Here is an 18,732-nt window from a genome sequence, read left to right as displayed (position 1 = left end):
ATTTAGGTCTTAAAATTTAGAACTAAAACTTAACCTCTATCTTTTCAGATATCAGCTTATCATTTTGATAATACTCAAAAAACCACTGACTGTCTTTTGAAATTAAAACACCCTGAGTAGCTTCTTTTAAGGCAATAAGACAAGTAGGACTAGATGTTTTAAATACTTTCATCACTACTTGTGGTACACTATTCACCAATTGAAAACCATTAACTATAGGTTGCGCATACAAAACAACAGTCTGTTTCAAAGCACCAATATCCGCTTTACGCATCGTGTTTTTAGGCACTTGAACCATGTCTGAGGCCTCTTTTTTATTCGATACCACCGGTTGTTCTACTACTTTATTTATCTCTTCCTCTTTGTATTTATAATGTAAAGCATTCACAGAGGCAAAAGCCTCATTAAGAGCATCTGGATAGGCCAATTCATAGGCCTTTTCTTTACTAACCCCAGATTCCGATTCAAAAATGACTTTGCCATAACAGTCTTTGAGAGTAATATGCACTTTAGTTGTTAGAAATGATCTTTCTTTTACAATATCAAAATACAAAAGACTACATCTGTCATTATATTCTGCCGTCACAGACTCATTGTCATAAAAAGCTTCAAAACCAGCATTATTTAAATTATACTTCGATATAGTAGCTAGTCGATACTCATTATCTCCACTTGTAAATTCATATTTTAACGGTATAATTACCGCTTTATAATCATTTACTGATTGAGAAAAACCGATACTTGAAATACATAGCAGTATTGCTAAAAATTGCTTTCTCATAATTATAAATATTTCTTTAGTTCTAATAAATGATTAACTTGCTTTATCTTTTGTTCCACTTGTGCATTGTCAGCATTAAAAAAAATAGCGTCCAGCCCAATATCAAGAGCACCTTGCACGTCTGCATCTAAAGAATCTCCAATCATGATACTGTTTTCCTTGTTGGCTTTAGCCAAATCTAATGCATATTCAAAAATAATAGGATTTGGTTTCTTAACCCCAGCCATATCTGAGTTTGTGATGGTATGAAAGTAATCATGCAACTTAGAATTCTTAATTTTTCGTTGTTGAACTTCTGCAAAACCATTGGTGATGATGTGCAACTTATAATTTTCATTCAAGTAGTCCAAAATTTCAAAAGTACCGTCAAAAAGAAGATTATTATCCGGTAATAATTGAATGTACTCTTGCGCAATGATTTCAATCTGCGCATCAGAAACGGAATAATTGATTGCGTCAAAGGAATGCTTTAATCTGTTGTAGCGCAACTCCTCGTGTGAAATCTTATCGTATTGATACAATTTCCAGCAGGCCTGATTTATGGGCACATATTTCTCGATAAATGCTTTGATTTCAATGGTGGGATGATTTCTTTGAAAGATACCCTCAAAGGTGATCTCTGAATTTTTATCAAAATCCCAAAGCGTATGGTCCAAGTCAAAAAAGACATCTTTTATATTCGTAATTTTCATTATAATTTTTTTTAAAATATTCCTTCGTCAACAAAACTAAAATAATTAAACTCGGTCACAATCAAATGGTCCAAAACTTTTATTTCTAAGCTGTCTCCGGCAGTTCTTAATTTCTTGGTAATTTGTTTATCGGCATCACTTGGCACTAACGTTCCTGATGGATGGTTATGACATAATATCAATCCAGTTGCTCCCATTTCAAGTGCCATCTTGAATACTAATCTTACATCTACCAATGTTCCTGTTATCCCGCCTTTACTCAATTGTGATTTTGAAAGGATCTTATTTGAATTATTCAAATAAACAATCCAAAATTCCTCGTGCGGTAATTCACCGATTATAGGTTGCATAATTTCAAAAATCATTTTGCTGGAAGTGATTTTGATTAACTCAACAGCCTCTTCTGATCTTCTTCGCCTCCCTAATTCTAGAGCGGCAATAATAGAAATGGCTTTGGCCTCCCCTATTCCTTTAAAATTCATTAATTGGGAAATAGACAACTTACCTAAAGCATTCAAATTGTTGTCCACACTCTTCAAAATCCTTTTGCTTAGATCCACCGCCGATTCATTCCGACTTCCTGAACCAATTAGAATAGCAATTAATTCAGCATCACTCAGTGCACCTTTGCCCTTGAGCATTAGTTTTTCACGAGGCTTATCGTCTTCGGACCAATTAGTAATAGGAAAAAAAGCGTTTTCAGACATTGGCTAATTCTTTAAATTTGTTTCCGCATGCAAATACTATTTTTTAAACCCACATAGGGTTCGTAATTATCAATTATCGCGTATCCACATTTCTGATACATAGCAATAGCCGCTTTCTGCTTATGTAAGGTTTCCAAAACTGAAAAAGAAAATCCTAACTCCACTCCCCAGCGTTCTAATTCCTGCAGAATACTCTGGGCAAACCCTCTACCTCTGGCTTCAGGCAAAACAAACATACGCTTTATTTCAATTGCATTTTTTGATTTTTTCTTGAAACATCCGCAGGCTACAGGCTTATTATCGATATACAGAATCACAACATTAGGGTTGATTTCTAAAATATTATTCCCCCAATAATCAGACGTCAACTCCGGATACCGTTCCCATAGACTTTGATCCAATGCCCATACCAATTTTATAAAATCCTCATTTTCACTAGTAGTTTTAATGATTCTTATTGTATTATCCATTTTTACCACATTGAACAATTACTGAACCAATTCTTTCACCTCATCAAAATTCAATCCACCATAATTTCCAGAACTCATCAACAGCAATGCTGAGTTATCTAGATTTAAGTTGAATAAATAGTCTTTGAAGTCTTTTGGATTTGTATATATAATCAAATCTTTTCTATTAAAAGCCTGTGCAATCTGATCGTAAGTTACTTCTTCTAATTCTTTGATTTTTACTGCATCCGGTGAATAGAAAACAACGGCAACATCTGCGTATTCCAATGCGCCTTCATATTCCTTTAAAAACTCCGAATTCAAACTGCTATAGGTATGCAACTCTAAGCAAGCCACCAATATTCTATCTGGGTACTGCTCTTTTACTGCTTTTGTAGTGGCAGCTACCTTACTTGGTGAATGAGCAAAATCTTTATAGGCCACTGCAGCTCTACTTTCAGCGATTTTTTCCAATCGCTTTGACGCCCCCTTAAAACTGGCAATCGCTTCATAGAAGTCGTCTTCATCGACACCCATGTTTTGGCAAATCCATTTGGCTCCAGCCAAATTATTTAGATTATGGGCACCAAAAACTTCAATGGGCATATCTCCTTCCGGAGTTTCTAGTAACGTCGTTCCGTTCTCTACTTTATAATTTGGTGTACTATAAGCTAATTTACGGGTTGGTTTTGTTGCTGCCTCTGCTACCCGTTTTACTTCTAAATCCTCTTCATTATACACTAATATGCCACCACGGCTAATTTGATCCACAAAAATTTCAAATTGTTCCACATAGTTCTCATAGGTAGGAAAGACATTGATATGATCCCACGCAATTCCTGATATTAAAGCAATATTAGGTTGGTACAAATGGAATTTAGGCCTCCTGTCTATCGGTGACGACAAATACTCATCTCCTTCTAAAACAATAAAGTCATTTTCATCTGTAAGATGAACCATCGTATCAAAACCTTCCAATTGCGCACCCACCATATAATCCACTGCTATGTCGTTATAATGCATTACATGCAAAATCATAGAGGTTATTGTCGTTTTTCCATGAGATCCGCCAATAACCACACGTGTTTTATTTTTGGATTGCTCATATAAAAACTCCGGATAGGAATAAATTTTCAGTCCTAATTCCTGTGCTTGTAAAAGTTCTGGATTATCAGCCTTAGCATGCATCCCTAAAATTACTGCATCAATATCATTTGTAATTTTCTCCGGAAACCAGCCCATTTCTGCCGGTAAGATTCCTTTTTTATCCAGACGTGATTTAGAAGGCTCGAAAATTGCATCGTCACTTCCCGTTACTTTATATCCTTTGTTATGTAATGCTAGTGCTAAGTTATGCATAGCACTTCCTCCTATAGCGATAAAATGTGTTGTCATTTACGTTAATTCTATTATGCGTTTGTATGTTAATTTAAACCTCCTGAATTATCACTTACTCCTTTGATTTTTCTTCTTGAATTCTTCCAAGGTTACTCTGGCTCTTTCAGGTTCATTCATTTTATTTTTATATAAGCTAGCCAATCTCTGGTAACTCTCTAAAGATTTCCCTGTGGCAATTGCTTTTTTATATTGCAGTTCTGCTGACTTATATCTTTTGTAATATTCATCAATATGACCTCTTGATAAATACCCATCTACTGCCGAAATTTTTAACAATTCATTAGCGTATTTTAATGCTTTTGTTTCGCTTCCACCAACTACACCGGGAAGCTTTATGTATAACTCTATCAAAGCCCACCTCGAATCAATATGCTCAGGATACAATTTTATTGCCTTTTCGAATGACTCCTTAATTTCGCCGATCATTCCTAACGCCTTAAACTTATTAACTTCTAAGGCTTTCATTCCCAAAGCGCCTCCATATTTATAAAAATAATTTGCTTCAGACGGCTTTAATTGTTTTAGCTTTCCGTAATAAACTAATGCCTCCTCCCAGTCCTTATCCTGGCCTGCAATATCTCCTAAATACTCAATCGTTTTTAAGTTGGACGGACTCGCTTTATGAAGTGCTTCAAAAATAGGCTGCGCTTGTTCATACTTTTTATCGTTGAATAATTTCTCTGCTTCGTCAAAATTGGATTGGGACCAAATCATCATTGGTAAGAATAAAAAAAGATATACAATTTGTTTCATTCCTCAAAAATAAGGAAATTTATAATTGGAATCTTGTATCATTGGGAAAGCTTTGACATTTTAAAACAAAAATTCCACCACATTTAGCACTATGTACGCTTTAAATACTTTCAGAACAAGTATTAATCATTCAACATTTTCCATAATTTGTCTTCAATAGCTATTCAGCAGATAAAAAACAGACTCTTGGCCGTTGCGATAAGTATTATTGCACTAAATTTTAGAAAAAACTTATCCTAAATAGTCTTATATTCACTTCAAAATCAATTCTTCTTATCCTAAAACTGCATGAAAAAATTATTCCTACTCTTCCTTTTGACGTCTCTGCCCGCAATAGCCCAACAATTTGACAAAAAATGGGATGCCGTTATCGCATTAGAAAAAGCAGGTAAAATTAAATCTGCAAGTACCCTCGTAGATAAAATATACAACAAAGCCGTTTCGAGTAATAATGAAACACAGATTATAAAATGTTTTTTCTATAATTCAAAATACATTCAAACCCTTGAAGAAGACGCGCAAACCAAAATTTTAAACAATCTAAAAAGCCAAATAAAAACAGTTTCCGAGCCATCAAAAGCGATACTCAATTATGTGTATGCGAAATGTTTGAATGATTATTATTTAAAAAATAACGGTAAAATATACTATAGAACCACCACAGACAGCTTAGAAACTGATTTTCTATTATGGTCAAATAAAACTTTCAAAAAGCAAATTGGCCTTGCTTTCGCCAATAGCATCGCAAACGAAGCAATCTTAAAAAAAACTTCTCTGAAGTCCTATAAATCTCTATTTGATCATTATTCTCCAGAAAAGTTAAACCAACAAAATTTATATGAGTACCTATTGAATGAGAACATTACTTACCTCACTCAAACTCTAAATTCTTGGAATATAGAAACCTCCATTTTCGAAAAGTCAAAAGATACTTTATACGGTGATTCAAAGACCTTTCAATCCTTAAACCTTGATTTAGTAAAGGATGACCATTTAAAAAAGCTCATCACTTTATATCAAAAAAAAGAAAATAACAACAACTCTTTAGACAATCGCTTCTCGCGCATGCAATTCTGTTACACCTATTTAAACAAAAATGCTACCGATTATTTAAATGCTTTAGATCAAATACAAGACAAAGATATTCCTCTTTTACTCTTACAAGATATCCAAGTTGAAAAGGCAAATCTATACACAACGCTTGCGTCAAAAGACAGCCATCCTGATTACAACCAAAAAGCAATCGCATTATTCGACACTATCTTGTCTACAAAAAGCAGATCTAATGCTTACAAACGTGCCGTCCAAAGAAAACATGAATTAGAAAAGAAAAATCTAAACATTCAACTTTTAGAGAAAAGTTATAATAACGAAAACACAAGAGCTTTCGTAAATTATAAAAACATAAATACCCTTAGCATTTCTTACTTCAAAATTGACCAGAAAACAATCTCAAAACTTAACGACTGGAGAATGCACATGAAAAAAGATAGTATTGCCGCAACTATAATCGAGAAAAACCCCTTAGTAAAAAGCATTACAAAAGCATTACCAAATAAGAATGACTACTTCAGCTATTCTACTGAGATACTATTGCCTCAACTTGAAACTGGCAGTTACTTAGTTTATTTTGAAAGTGAGTCAGATATAAAAAACACAAAAGCGTTTGCATACGAAACTATCACAGTCACAAACCTTTCCCTACTGACAAATTATAAAAACAACACCGATTATTATCAAGTAGTAGACCGAAAAACAGGAAACCCAATCGAAAAAGCAACTATAAAATTCAATAATTTAGAATTAACTACCGATAAAGAAGGTTATGCTAATTCTGAACGAGATGACGACATTCAAAACTACTTTGACATTACGGTAGCAAAAGAGAACGACAGCTTAATCGTCTATAATAGAAACCGATATTACAACCGCAGTAATTCCAATATAAAAAAGACTGATGCCAAAATTGAGTTTTATCTAGACCGAGCCATTTATCGACCCGGACAAACCGTTTATTATAAAGGAATTGTTTTCCAAAAAAAAGCAAATGAAACTAGAATCATCCCCAATATTTTGATGAAAATTATCGTTAAAGACAACAATAATAAAAACATCCAAAATTTTGAAGTGACCACCAATTCTTTTGGTTCTTTTTCTGGGGAATTTAAGCTTCCACAGAATGGGCTAACCGACAATTTCACATTTCAAGCAGAGGAGCCGGACAGCAGTAAAAAAGGCGAACATCCATTTTGGGATACGGTGAATTTTGAAAATTCAGGTACTCGCTTTAAAGTTGAGGAATACAAACGTCCTAAGTTTGAAGTTGTTTTTGACCCTATAAAAGAGAGCTATGAAGTCAATCAAAAAATTCGAGTTGAAGGTTTCGCTAAATCATTTTCGGGAGCGAATATATCTGATTCAAAGGTAAAATACAGAATTTCCTATATGATTTATAGTGTCTATGACAATTCTTATAGATACAAAGGACAAGGAGGAGAAACTGGTAGCGGAGAGACAACCACCGATGCCTATGGCAAGTTCAATATTGATTTTATAGCCAATGCTAACCAACGTTTTCCAAAAGAAGACCGCCCTATTTATAAATTCTATATTGATGCCGATGTAACAGATAGTAACGGTGAAACACATACGGCAACACAAACAATCAACGTAGGATATCATACCATGAATCTTGACATAACTATTCCCCAAGAAATCAACACCAAAGATAAAAACGCAGTCGAGATTAACAGTAAAAACCTTAACGAGCAGTTTGCAGCAATTAAGGGTGAAGTCAACCTCTACTTTCTTAAGGGTTTTCCAAATAAAATTAAGCCAAGAGTATGGCCCATTCCTGAAATTGAAGCCATTTCAAAACAGGATTTTGAAAGCTTATTCCCCTTCGAAAATAATGAAAAACCGCTAGACCAAAAAGAACTGGGAACATTAGTCTATTCTAAAAAGGTTGATACAGAAAAAGACAAAACTATTCCGCTTAATTTTATCTCAAATTACCAATCAGGATTTTACAAAGTTGTTTTTTCGGCTAAAGACATCAATGAGCTTCCATTAGAAAAACAAGTCATAGTTAAAATCAATCAAAGTTCAGAAAAATTAGACTCTAACGAACTACTTTCGATTGAGCAGCTTAATAAGAACCCAAAAAAAGACGGCTTTGTATTATTGAGCATCAAGTCTGTCATTCCTAACCACTATTTCAAAATAATGGCATCTTATGCGAATAAGCTCTTTTATGATGAAAACAAAACATTAGAAAACAACGAGCTCCTACTTAAAATCCCTTTACAAAGACAGTTTGAAAAATCAATAAAAATTGGCTTAGAGTCCATATTTGAAAACCAATCCTTTACTAAGGAACTGGAGGTGTCTTTAAAAGCGGAAGAAACAAACTTAGATTTTACTGTCGAAAGCTTTAGAAACAAAATACAACCAGGAAGCACTGAAAACTGGTCTTTTAAATTATCTCCAACCAATACTGCGCTAGAGTCTGAAGTATTAGCTTCCATGTACGATAGTTCATTAGATCAATTTGCTAAAGGCTATTGGAATCCGCTCACTCTCGACCGATATGTATACAATAGCATTTCCTATAGAAACAAACTAGGTTTTGATAAAACGTCCGCCACTTTACGCAATCTAAACACCACTTTACACAGCCCGGTTTTTATTGATAAAAGAACACAACTACTGTGGTTTGGATTTAATTTCTCTGACTCAAAAGACTACGCAACAATAGCTCAGTATCAAAAATACCTTTTGAAACAAAACAACAATCCCCAAAACACAAAATCGATATCCGGTATTATTACTGATGAAAAAGGAGCTCCATTGCCTGGTGTCAGTATTACAGTAAAAGGAACCAAAACGGCGACAATCAGTGAATTTGACGGATATTACGAAATCAATGTGTCAAAATCAGATACCTTAGTTATTGCTTATATAGGGTACCAGACTCAGACACTTCTTATTGATAAGAATAACAAAACGAATATTAATTTACAACTAGAATCTAGCAGTTTAGAAGAAGTTGTAGTGACAGGCTACGGTATCAATAAAGAAAAAAAATCACTAAATTATGCTACTCAAATAACGGGTAAACAATTAGGTACTGAAATTATAGAAGGAGACCCGGATGCAGTATTATCTGTTGCTCCTGCATTTGACAGAAAAGTAAGTGCTGAAACAATTAGAGGCGCTGCCAGCAAAATAATTGTTGAAGAAGACAATCAAATATACAATACCGCAGGGATAGAAATATCATTAGAAGGAAGCGCTACCGGAAAAATGATAAAAACAGCCGCCAAAAATAAAGATATCGCAAATGCTATCTATAGTATTGATGGGAACTTTGCATCTAGAAACCAAGCTATGATACTAGATTATTTAACCATTCTTTCCATTGAAGTTTTAGAGAAAGACCAAGCAACAGCTCTTTATGGAACAAAAGGAGAAAATGGAGCAGTAATAATCACTACTAACAAGGCATTAAAAGCCCTTTCTGAAATTAAAAGCCGAACTAATCTATCAGAAACTGCCTTTTTCTATCCAAATTTAAAAACGGATAAATCAGGAAACATTAGTTTCAATTTTACCTCCCCTGAGGCATTAACAGCTTGGAAATTACGCCTATTCGCCCACAATAAAAAAGCAGTTTCTGGTTATCTGGAAAAAATTATTGTTACCCAAAAAGACCTAATGGTAATACCCAATTTCCCTCGTTTCTTTAGAGAAAAAGACAGTATTCAAATCATTAGTAAAATTGTAAATATGAACAGCGAACCCAAAATAGGAATTGCTGTTTTGCAACTTTTTGACGCTACCACAATGGAATCAGTAGATACCAAAATGCTGAACACAAAAAGCTTGAAAAATTATTCCATACCTGCATTTGGAAATACGACTGTAAGTTGGAACATCTATATTCCAGAAGGAATACAAGGAGTACAGTACAAGGTTTTAGCTAAAGCCGACAACTATTCTGATGGGGAAGAAAACATCATACCCGTTTTGACTAACAATATACTCGTTACGGAGAGTATTCCTTTATGGGTTCGCGAAAACTCAAAGAAAGAATACACTTTTGAGAACTTAAGAAACAATGCTTCCACAAGCTTACGCAATCATCAATTCACGTTAGAATACACTTCAAATCCAGCTTGGCTTGCATTACAATCCTTGCCTTACTTGATGGAATACGAACACGAAGGTGCTGAGCAAACTTTCGCTCGTTACTATGCCAATGCTTTGGCTGGTGAAATCATCAATAGTAATCCAAAAATCGCCGCTGTTTTTGAAACTTGGAGAAAAAACGGAAAATTAAATTCTAAATTAGAAGAAAACGAGGAGCTAAAATCGATCCTTCTGGCTGAAACACCATGGGTAAATGATGCGCAAAGCGAAGCCGACAAAAAAACCAAACTAGCCTTACTTTTCGACTTAGAAAAAATGAAAAGTGCTCAAGAAGCTACTTTTGACAAATTAAAACAAAAACAAAAAGCATCAGGAGGATTTCCGTGGTATGGCGGTAATGAAGAAAACGAATACATCACACGACATATTCTGGCAGGATTAGGTCATTTGAAAAAATTAAATACAGCTGATGCGACCAATGCGAAAATAAATGAAATTTCCAAAAACGGAATCCCGTTCCTTGATATCAAATTCTTAGAAAACCATAAACAAAGAACGAACAATCTAAAAAACGGCGAAAAACTGATTTGGATGCATCCCTACTCCGATTTGCATTACCTCTATACCCGAAGTTTCTATTTAGAAACTTATCCGCTTTCTGACACTTTGAAAAAAGCAACCAAAATATATGTTGACAGCGCTAAAGAAAACTGGTTAAGCTATTCTTTATATGAAAAAGGAATGGCAGCATTAGTGCTGAATCGTTTTGGAGAACAAACAGCAGCTAAAATAATAATCGAAAGTCTAAAAGAAACGGCTTCAAATAACGAAGATTGGGGTATGTATTGGATTGCTAACAAAGTAGGTTGGTATTGGTATCAAGCACCTGTAGAAACACAAGCTTTACTGATTGAAGCTTTCACGGAAGTTAGCAATGACACCAAGTCAGTGGATGCTATGAAAGTGTGGTTGTTAAAAAACAAGCAAGCTAAAAACTGGCCTACGACAAAAGCCACAACTGAAGCTGTATATGCATTACTAATGCAAGGTACCGATTGGTTGAGCGTAAAAGACAATACTATTATCAAGATAGGAGATGAAAAAATTCTAACAAAAAAATTGACTGCTAACGAAAAAGAAGCAGAAACAGGTTACTTAAAATTGAATTGGAAAGCCTCTGAAATTAGAAAAGAAATGGCAACTATTACAATAGAAAACAAATCCAAAGTTCCAGGTTATGGAGGTGTTTACTGGCAATATTTTGAAGATTTAGATAAAATAAAAAGCAATTCTGATACCAGTTTGTCTATTTCTAAAGAATTGTATTTAAAGAAGAATACAGATAAAGGCACGGTGTTACAAAAAATAACAACTAACAATCCATTAAAATTAGGAGATCTAGTTACTGTCCGTTTAATTATCTCTACTAAGGAAGATATGGAATTTGTACATTTAAAAGACATGAGAGCGTCTTGTTTTGAGCCTATCGATGTTTTATCTAGTTACCAGTACAAAGATAATTTAGGGTTTTATAGAAGCACTAAAGACGCTGCAACCCACTTCTTTTTTGACAGGATCAACAAAGGAACCTATGTTTTAGAATATGATGTTAGACTGAATAATAAAGGGAATTTCTCTAATGGAATTAGCACAATCCAAAGCATGTATGCTCCAGAATTTTCTAGTCACACCAAAGGAATTAAGGTGCAAGTCGCAAATTAACACAGAAAAAAAAACCGTTTCAATTCTTGAAACGGTTTTTTGTTATAAGTGAAAAATGATTAATTAATCATTCAACATTTTCCATAATTTGTCTTTCAATTCCGTCAACCCTTGTTGAGCAACAGAAGAGATAAACATATAAGGAATTCCTTTAAATGAAACGTCTAATTCTTCTTTCAGTTCTGCTTTTAGATCATCGTCCAGCATATCACATTTAGAAATAACAACCATACGTTCCTTATCCAGCATTTCTGGATTGTATTTCGTTAGTTCGTTTACCAAAATATCGTATTCTCCTTTAATATCTGGTGTATCAACAGGAACAAGAAACAATAACGTTGAATTACGCTCAATATGGCGTAAAAAATAATGTCCTAATCCTTTTCCTTCTGCAGCACCTTCAATAATACCTGGAATATCAGCAATTACAAAAGATTGAAAATCTCTGTAGGCTACAATCCCAAGATTTGGTTTTAAAGTTGTAAACGGGTAATCTGCGATTTTTGGTTTAGCCGATGTTAAAACAGACAAAAGTGTTGACTTTCCTGCGTTTGGAAAACCTACTAAACCTACATCTGCTAAAACTTTTAGCTCCAAAATTGCATCCATCTCCGATCCCGGTAACCCAGGCTGAGCATATCGTGGGGTTTGGTTTGTAGCACTTCTAAAGTGCCAGTTTCCTAAACCTCCTTTACCACCTCTCGACAGAACTTGTTTTTCTCCATCTTCCGTAATTTCAAACAAAACCTCTCCAGTTTCTTTATCTCTTACAACAGTTCCTAATGGCACTTCAATGAACTTGTCTTCACCATCAGCCCCAGTACTTCTGTCACCACTACCATCACCACCGCTTCCAGCTTTGATATGTCTAGCAAATTTAAGATGAAACAAAGTCCATAGTCCTTTGTTCCCTACAAGAAAAACATGTCCACCACGACCTCCGTCACCACCATCTGGCCCACCTTTTTCAATAAATTTCTCTCTATGCAAATGCGTAGACCCTTTTCCTCCTTTTCCGGACGAAACAAATATTTTAACGTAATCTACAAAATTCCCTTCTGTCATAATTCTTTATTTAATTTTGACAGGATTTAAAGTAACGAAAAGCCTCCGGCTGTCCTCCTTTTAATTTCAAATCTTCTGTCATCACTTTTAGTATTCAGCGGGCAGTATGCCATTTTTTAGTGGTCAGCTACTTACTGAATACTAAAAACGGAATACTGAACACTATTATTTTAAGGCTTTCACCAGTATCTTATCAATCTTCACACCGTCCATATCAATTACTTCCAACTGAAATTTCTTCCAAATCAATTTTTCACCTTGTTTTGGAATATGCGAAAGTTCGGTCATTACTAATCCCCCCACCGTTGTCACGTCATAATCATTTATTAATTCATCCAAGTCAAAGTAGGTCAGAAAATCATGCAACGAATAATGCCCGTCAACCAGCCATGTTCCATCTTCTCTTTTGACCAATTCAAACTCTTCTCTATAAAAGTCCGAAACATTACCAACCAAGGCCTCTAGAATATCATTTAAAGTGATTACACCTTGAAATATACCGTATTCATCTGCTACCATGGCATAATGAACACCCGTTGTTTTAAACCGCTCCAAGGCTTTATATGCCGTTGTCTGTTCCATCATGAAAGGTGCCTCTGTCATTAAATCTGACAAGTTGAAATCGTCATCGTCAATGTGCGCAAAAATATTTTTCAAATTTACCACCCCAACAATATCATCATAGTTCTTATTGTACACGGGATAAATGGAATGTAATTCATGAAGCATAAACTCCTTAACCTGTTGTTTGCTCGACTTTAACGGAAGGTAAACTACTGATTTTCTATGAGTCATAAGCGAATTAACTTTCCTGTCGCCTATATAAAACACACGTTCTACAATGTCTTGTTCAATCTCCTGAACCTCTCCTGTCTCTGTACCCTCTTTTATAATAGCCTTAATCTCCTCTTCAGTAATTTTACCATCAGAGGAAGGTCTTATCTGTAGTATATCCAATAAAAACTCTGTAGAATTAGTCAATAACCAAATAAACGGTGCCGTTACAACAGACACTATTTTCATCGGCATGGCAAAAGTTTTAGCTATCGCCTCTGGATGATTCAAACCAATTCTTTTAGGCAACAACTCCCCTAAAACTAGGGAGAAAAAAGTCAATATAACGACAACAATACTCACTGCGATAGAATGTGCATAGGGCACCAAGATTGTGAAGCCCACAATAAAGGTCTCCACATCCGTTGTTATTTTGTCCCCGCTGTAAATACCAGTAAGTATACCAATTAACGTAATTCCTATTTGAACCGTCGATAAGAATTTATTTGGTGAATTAGCCAAATTAAGCGCAGTTTGAGCGCTTTTATTTCCTTTTTTAGCCGAGGCTTCTAACCTGCTTTTTCTCGCAGAAATTAATGCGATTTCAGACATGGAGAAAACCCCATTTAACAAAATCAGAAAAAATATTATCAATATTTCCATTTACCTTGTTTAAAGTCTAAAGTTCTAAGTGCATTGTTGTTTTAACCAAATTCAACCTTTAAAAATCAAACACTATTTTTATCCTACAAATTATCAATAACCGTACTTAAACGCGCTGTAATTTCTTGAATGCTTCCAATTCCGTTTACGGCATAAAACTTTCCTTGATCGTTGTAATACTGCATCAATAGAGCCGTTTTTTCATTGTATTCTTGGTAGCGATTTCTAATTTTATCTTCATCTTGATCATCAATTCTACCGCTTGTTTTTCCTCTTTCGAGCAAACGTTGAACCAAAATTTCATCATCAGCCTCCAGTGCAATCGTAGCAGTGACCTTCGAATCTATAGATTTCAAAAAATCATCCAAAGCAACTGCTTGCGAAATCGTTCTTGGATAACCGTCAAATAAAATACCATTCGTATCTGGATGCTTATTGACCTCATCAATCAGCATTTTAGTAGTCAATTCGTCAGGTACTAAATCACCGGCATCCATATAAACTCTTGCTTGTTTTCCCAAATCGGTATCGTTTTTTAAATTAAATCGAAAAACATCACCAGTAGAAATGTGAGTTAATTTATATTTTTCCTTTAAAAATTCTGCCTGAGTACCTTTTCCTGCTCCTGGTTTTCCAAATAAAACAATGTTGATCATAATGTGTGTTATCTAATTACTCTTTTAGTTTGTATACTTCCGGTAAATTTCTGCCTAATCCATCATAATCAAGACCAAAACCTACTATAAATTTATTCGGAATTCTGATTCCGACATAGTCTATTTTAATGTCTTTTTTATAGGCTTCCGGTTTAAGGAAAAGGGTAGCGATTTTAAAATGTTTTATATTTTGCGCTTTGAACAATTCTTTTAATTCCACCAAGGTATTTCCTGTATCAACGATATCTTCAATCACAATAACAGAACGTCCTGTCAAATCCTGGTTTAATCCTATAAGTTGTTTGACTTGATTTGTCGAAGAAGTCCCTTCATAGGAAGCCATTTTTATAAAACTAACTTCGCAAGGTTTTTTATAGGCTTTCATAAAGTCAGAGACAACCATGAAAGCACCATTTAAAACTCCGACAAAAACAGGGGTTTCATCGCCAAAATCGGCTTCTACCTGTGCAGCCATTTTTGTTATTGCAAACTGTATTTCTTTAGCTGAAATAAACGGAACAAATTGTTTATCGTGAAGTTGAATCATTATTATCCTATTTAAAATAATTGACAAAGGTAGGAATTTCTGAGTTGGAAATTCAGGTTTAAAACCATAAGAATACCGTACATTTGAAATAACTTGTTTTTACCTAAGATGAATAGTGCACTCCATAAAAACATAGCTAGCAGTTCTACCCTTAGAACCAGTAGAGAAGAAAATGCGCAGCTTGTTTTAGTCAATGCTAACTTATTTCCTAGTTTACTCGAACTAGCTTTAAACATAGACAACAAAAATCACCACAAAGCCTGCTGGATTCTCCAAGTAGTTTTAGAAAAAAAGCTCCATTTTGCAACAGATTACCTTCCATTTTTTGCCTTAGTCTTTCAAAATTCACAAATGAAAGCGCGTTGCGTTCTATTTCCAAAATCTGTATGTTCTCAAGCCAGCATCTTCATTTATGAAACACACAAGAACAACAAATTATGGAAAGCTGCTTTGAATGGCTGATTGATGAAGTCCTAAAAGTAGCTACAAAAGTCTATGCCGTTCGCACTTTGTTTGAACTAGGTAAAAAAAACAATTGGATTTATCCTGAATTAAAACGCATTCTTAGTGACGATTACTACAAACATTCTGCTGCTTACAAAGCCGTTGCAAGAGAAATTTTGAAGAAAATATAATAGCATTTTCCAATTCAATCATTATAAAGTATCTTTGCAAGTAACAAACAACGACGCAATGACACGAGCGTAGCGATTGCATTTGACCGTTAACAAACAATAACTAAAACAAATGAATTATTTTTCTTCTGATTTTAAATTAGGAATATTAGGTGGTGGACAACTGGGCAAAATGCTTTTGTTTGACACCCGAAAATTTGATATACAAACCTATGTTTTGGATCCTAGCGATGAAGCCCCTTGCAAAATTTCATGTGATCAATTCTTCAAAGGAGATTTGATGGATTTTGACACCGTTTATAATTTCGGAAAGAAAGTTGATGTTTTAACGTTCGAAATTGAACTCGTTAATCTTGATGCATTGGTACAATTAGAAAAGGAAGGATTGAAAGTATATCCTTCGCCAAAAACACTAACACTCATTCAGAATAAAGGAATTCAAAAGGCCTTTTATTCAGAACATAACATCCCCACCGCAAAATTCAAACGCTTCGAAAATCTAAAAAGCATAATTATTGACATCCTTGATTCTAAATTAAGAATGCCTTTTGTGTGGAAATGTACCGAATTTGGCTATGACGGAAACGGTGTAAAAGTGATCCGACAAATCTCAGATTTAGACAACCTTCCCAATGTAGAATGCATCGCCGAAGACATGGTCCCATTCAAAAATGAACTAGCCGTTATTGTCTGTCGAAATCCTTCGGGGGAAATCAGAACCTATCCTGTGGTCGAAATGGAATTTCACCCGGAAGCCAATCAGGTAGAATATGTTATTTGTCCCGCAAGAATTGATGATGCAGTAGCCAAAAAAGCAAGAGCTATTGCCTTGCAAGTTTCTGAGAAATTTAATCATGTAGGCTTGTTAGCCGTTGAAATGTTTCAAACTGAAAACGACGACATTTTAATAAACGAAGTAGCGCCCAGACCTCATAATTCAGGACACTATTCTATTGAAGCCAGTTATACTTCTCAATTTGAAAACCACCTTCGAGCCATTCTCGATTTACCTTTGGGGAATACCGACAGTAAAGTAGCTGGAATAATGGTTAACTTAGTAGGTGCCGAAGGTTATTCAGGTGAGGTTATTTACGAAAACATCGAAAAAATATTAGGCTGGAATGGCGTCACACCGCATATTTACGGTAAAAAAATGACGCGCGCCTTCAGGAAAATGGGACATGTTACTATTGTAAATGCTGACATTAACGAAGCACGAAGAATTGCCGAAGACGTTAAAAACACAATTAGAGTGATAAGCCTCCCAACCCCAAAGGGGTAGCTAAGGCCTGTCAAAAATGAAAACTAACTAAAAACCCTACCCACCCCTAGTAGGTATTCCCCTTACGGGGTTAGGGTTCTATTATGAAAGTAGCCGTAATAATGGGAAGTATCTCAGATATGCCCGTAATGCAAGAAGCCATAGAAATCCTAAAAGGGTTTGATATAGAAATAGAAGTTGACATCGTTTCAGCACACAGAACACCTGAGAAATTATTCGATTTTAGTCAAAACGCACACACACGTGGGATTTCGGTAATTATTGCCGGCGCCGGCGGTGCAGCACATTTACCAGGGATGGTAGCCTCAATGTCACCGCTTCCAGTGATTGGAGTTCCTGTAAAATCAAGCAACTCCATCGATGGCTGGGATAGTATTTTATCAATCCTGCAAATGCCAGGAGGAGTTCCAGTAGCTACTGTAGCGTTAAACGGAGCTAAAAATGCAGGAATATTGGCAGCTCAAATCATCGGAATTCAGGACAAAAGCGTATTAGATAAAGTGATACAATATAAGGTGGGACTAAAAGAATCCGTAATTATTGCTTCTGAAAGTCTTCTTAAAAAATAATTTAAATAACTAAAAAAAGCTACCTCAATAACGAGAAGCTTTTTTTTATATACGTGTGCCCTATTAAAAGAAGCGATTTTTTAACTACGCTTCTTCTGCAACTTCTTCTAAAACCCCTTCAAATTCAGAAGCTATAAAGTCTTCACTTTTTAACCAATTTTCTGAAGTGTTCAATTTATAATTGATATCATCTGAGGTGGATAAATCCCAAAGAATATTTTCAGCTTCGGGAAAAGCAGCGTTTTGATGCATTTGATCGTCAAATAATCTTTTGATGATATTACGGTCGGATAATCCTGTGCTAAATAATTTCAGAACATTTTCTTTAGTCAATTTTTTCGTGGCTTCCTCCTTGGCAGCTGTCATTGAAAACTCTATAACGGTGGCTTTCGCATTTGGAAATTTCCCATTATAGGCTTTAAAAAGCAATTGATTGATGTGAAACAAAGCGGCTTGCATCCCTATTTCAGGATATTCTTCACAGATTTTATCGATAAGCATATCGTTTGAAATCTGTTGTATTTGACCTTCATTCAAAAGATCCGCTAATTTATATTCCAATACTATTGCAGCAGCCTCGTTAGGCTCAAAATCAGTGATTGCCATAGACAGCAACTCACTTAAGTTTTCTTTTTTGGCACTGGAGGCCTCTGGATAATCAAACTTTCCCAATAACTGAACATAGTCATCGTCACTCCAATATTCTTTAATTTCATCAACCGTGTTGATGCTTTGTATTTTTACCTGATAATTCATATCGTATTTTTAATTTTTAATAATTAGTTTCTCTACTGCCGAAACTAGTTACCAATATACCCTTTTTTCACCACAGAGGGCTCGGCATTTCATTAAGTTTAACAGTAATCAACTCCTAGAGCAATCTTTATT

At 35.1% G+C, this 18,732-nt stretch carries 16 protein-coding genes; 5 read left to right on the top strand and 11 right to left on the bottom strand.

The genetic code is table 11. The annotated features are described in order from the left end of the window. Nucleotides 1–22: 22 nt before the first annotated feature. The 6 genes from A3SG_RS0104785 to A3SG_RS0104760 are packed head-to-tail and all read right to left on the bottom strand — an operon-like array spanning nucleotide 23 to nucleotide 4,780. Nucleotides 23–781, bottom strand: a complete 759-nt coding sequence (locus A3SG_RS0104785; RefSeq protein ID WP_016988883.1) for a hypothetical protein — start codon at nucleotides 779–781, stop codon at nucleotides 23–25. Nucleotides 782–783: 2 nt separating this feature from the next. Next, on the bottom strand, nucleotides 784–1,473 hold the full coding sequence (locus A3SG_RS0104780; protein WP_016988882.1) for a YjjG family noncanonical pyrimidine nucleotidase: 690 nt from the start codon (nucleotides 1,471–1,473) through the stop codon (nucleotides 784–786). Between the two features lie 11 nt (nucleotides 1,474–1,484). Then, nucleotides 1,485–2,180 carry a RadC family protein gene (gene radC / locus A3SG_RS0104775; RefSeq protein ID WP_016988881.1) on the bottom strand — a complete coding sequence of 232 codons (696 nt, stop codon included), beginning with the start codon at nucleotides 2,178–2,180 and terminating at the stop codon, nucleotides 1,485–1,487. Nucleotides 2,181–2,191: 11 nt separating this feature from the next. Beyond that, entirely contained in the window at nucleotides 2,192–2,650 is a 459-nt protein-coding gene (locus A3SG_RS0104770) for a GNAT family N-acetyltransferase (RefSeq protein ID WP_029596615.1), read from the bottom strand. Nucleotides 2,651–2,668: 18 nt separating this feature from the next. Beyond that, nucleotides 2,669–4,024, bottom strand: coding sequence for a UDP-N-acetylmuramate--L-alanine ligase (locus A3SG_RS0104765; protein WP_016988879.1), 1,356 nt, complete (start codon nucleotides 4,022–4,024; stop codon nucleotides 2,669–2,671). Nucleotides 4,025–4,075: 51 nt separating this feature from the next. Further along, nucleotides 4,076–4,780 (bottom strand): tetratricopeptide repeat protein, encoded by a 705-nt coding sequence (locus A3SG_RS0104760; protein WP_016988878.1) that lies wholly within the window; start codon nucleotides 4,778–4,780, stop codon nucleotides 4,076–4,078. Between the two features lie 288 nt (nucleotides 4,781–5,068). On the opposite strand from A3SG_RS0104760, the gene A3SG_RS20700 reads away from it, so the two are divergent. Beyond that, nucleotides 5,069–11,653, top strand: coding sequence for a carboxypeptidase-like regulatory domain-containing protein (locus tag A3SG_RS20700; RefSeq protein WP_016988877.1), 6,585 nt, complete (start codon nucleotides 5,069–5,071; stop codon nucleotides 11,651–11,653). A gap of 63 nt (nucleotides 11,654–11,716) precedes the next feature. Here A3SG_RS20700 and obgE read toward each other — a convergent pair whose 3' ends face one another. The 4 genes from obgE to hpt form a co-directional block, all read right to left on the bottom strand. Further along, nucleotides 11,717–12,718: a GTPase ObgE gene (obgE, locus tag A3SG_RS0104750; protein WP_016988876.1), complete on the bottom strand. Its 1,002-nt coding sequence runs from the start codon at nucleotides 12,716–12,718 to the stop codon at nucleotides 11,717–11,719. 165 nt (nucleotides 12,719–12,883) lie between these two features. Further along, nucleotides 12,884–14,104, bottom strand: a complete 1,221-nt coding sequence (locus tag A3SG_RS0104745; RefSeq protein ID WP_016988875.1) for a hemolysin family protein — start codon at nucleotides 14,102–14,104, stop codon at nucleotides 12,884–12,886. A 134-nt stretch (nucleotides 14,105–14,238) separates the two neighbouring features. Further along, the gene (locus A3SG_RS0104740) at nucleotides 14,239–14,811 is read right to left on the bottom strand and encodes an adenylate kinase (RefSeq protein WP_016988874.1); all 573 of its coding nucleotides are present in this window, start codon (nucleotides 14,809–14,811) and stop codon (nucleotides 14,239–14,241) included. 16 nt (nucleotides 14,812–14,827) lie between these two features. Continuing rightward, nucleotides 14,828–15,358, bottom strand: coding sequence for a hypoxanthine phosphoribosyltransferase (hpt, locus tag A3SG_RS0104735; protein ID WP_016988873.1), 531 nt, complete (start codon nucleotides 15,356–15,358; stop codon nucleotides 14,828–14,830). A 108-nt stretch (nucleotides 15,359–15,466) separates the two neighbouring features. Here hpt and A3SG_RS19135 point away from each other — a divergent pair, with 108 nt between their 5' ends. The 4 genes from A3SG_RS19135 to purE all read left to right on the top strand — a co-directional run bounded on the left by A3SG_RS19135 (nucleotide 15,467) and on the right by purE (nucleotide 17,844). Further along, nucleotides 15,467–15,820 (top strand): hypothetical protein, encoded by a 354-nt coding sequence (locus tag A3SG_RS19135; RefSeq protein ID WP_232226277.1) that lies wholly within the window; start codon nucleotides 15,467–15,469, stop codon nucleotides 15,818–15,820. Further along, nucleotides 15,796–15,993, top strand: coding sequence for a hypothetical protein (locus A3SG_RS22215; protein ID WP_232226276.1), 198 nt, complete (start codon nucleotides 15,796–15,798; stop codon nucleotides 15,991–15,993). Before A3SG_RS19135 ends, A3SG_RS22215 begins: the two co-directional genes overlap by 25 nt. Nucleotides 15,994–16,105: 112 nt before the next feature. After that, the gene (locus tag A3SG_RS0104725; RefSeq protein WP_016988872.1) at nucleotides 16,106–17,275 is read left to right on the top strand and encodes a 5-(carboxyamino)imidazole ribonucleotide synthase; all 1,170 of its coding nucleotides are present in this window, start codon (nucleotides 16,106–16,108) and stop codon (nucleotides 17,273–17,275) included. Nucleotides 17,276–17,355: 80 nt separating this feature from the next. Next, the gene (gene purE / locus A3SG_RS0104720; protein WP_029596614.1) at nucleotides 17,356–17,844 is read left to right on the top strand and encodes a 5-(carboxyamino)imidazole ribonucleotide mutase; all 489 of its coding nucleotides are present in this window, start codon (nucleotides 17,356–17,358) and stop codon (nucleotides 17,842–17,844) included. 84 nt (nucleotides 17,845–17,928) lie between these two features. Here purE and A3SG_RS0104715 read toward each other — a convergent pair whose 3' ends face one another. Beyond that, a complete protein-coding gene (locus A3SG_RS0104715; protein ID WP_016988870.1) occupies nucleotides 17,929–18,600 on the bottom strand; it encodes a hypothetical protein in 672 nt (223 codons plus the stop codon). Nucleotides 18,601–18,732: the final 132 nt, after the last annotated feature.

It is taken from the genome of Flavobacterium sp. ACAM 123 (genome assembly GCF_000264055.1).
Lineage (GTDB): Bacteria > Bacteroidota > Bacteroidia > Flavobacteriales > Flavobacteriaceae > Flavobacterium.
This window is presented reverse-complemented; position numbering and strand designations above follow the sequence as displayed.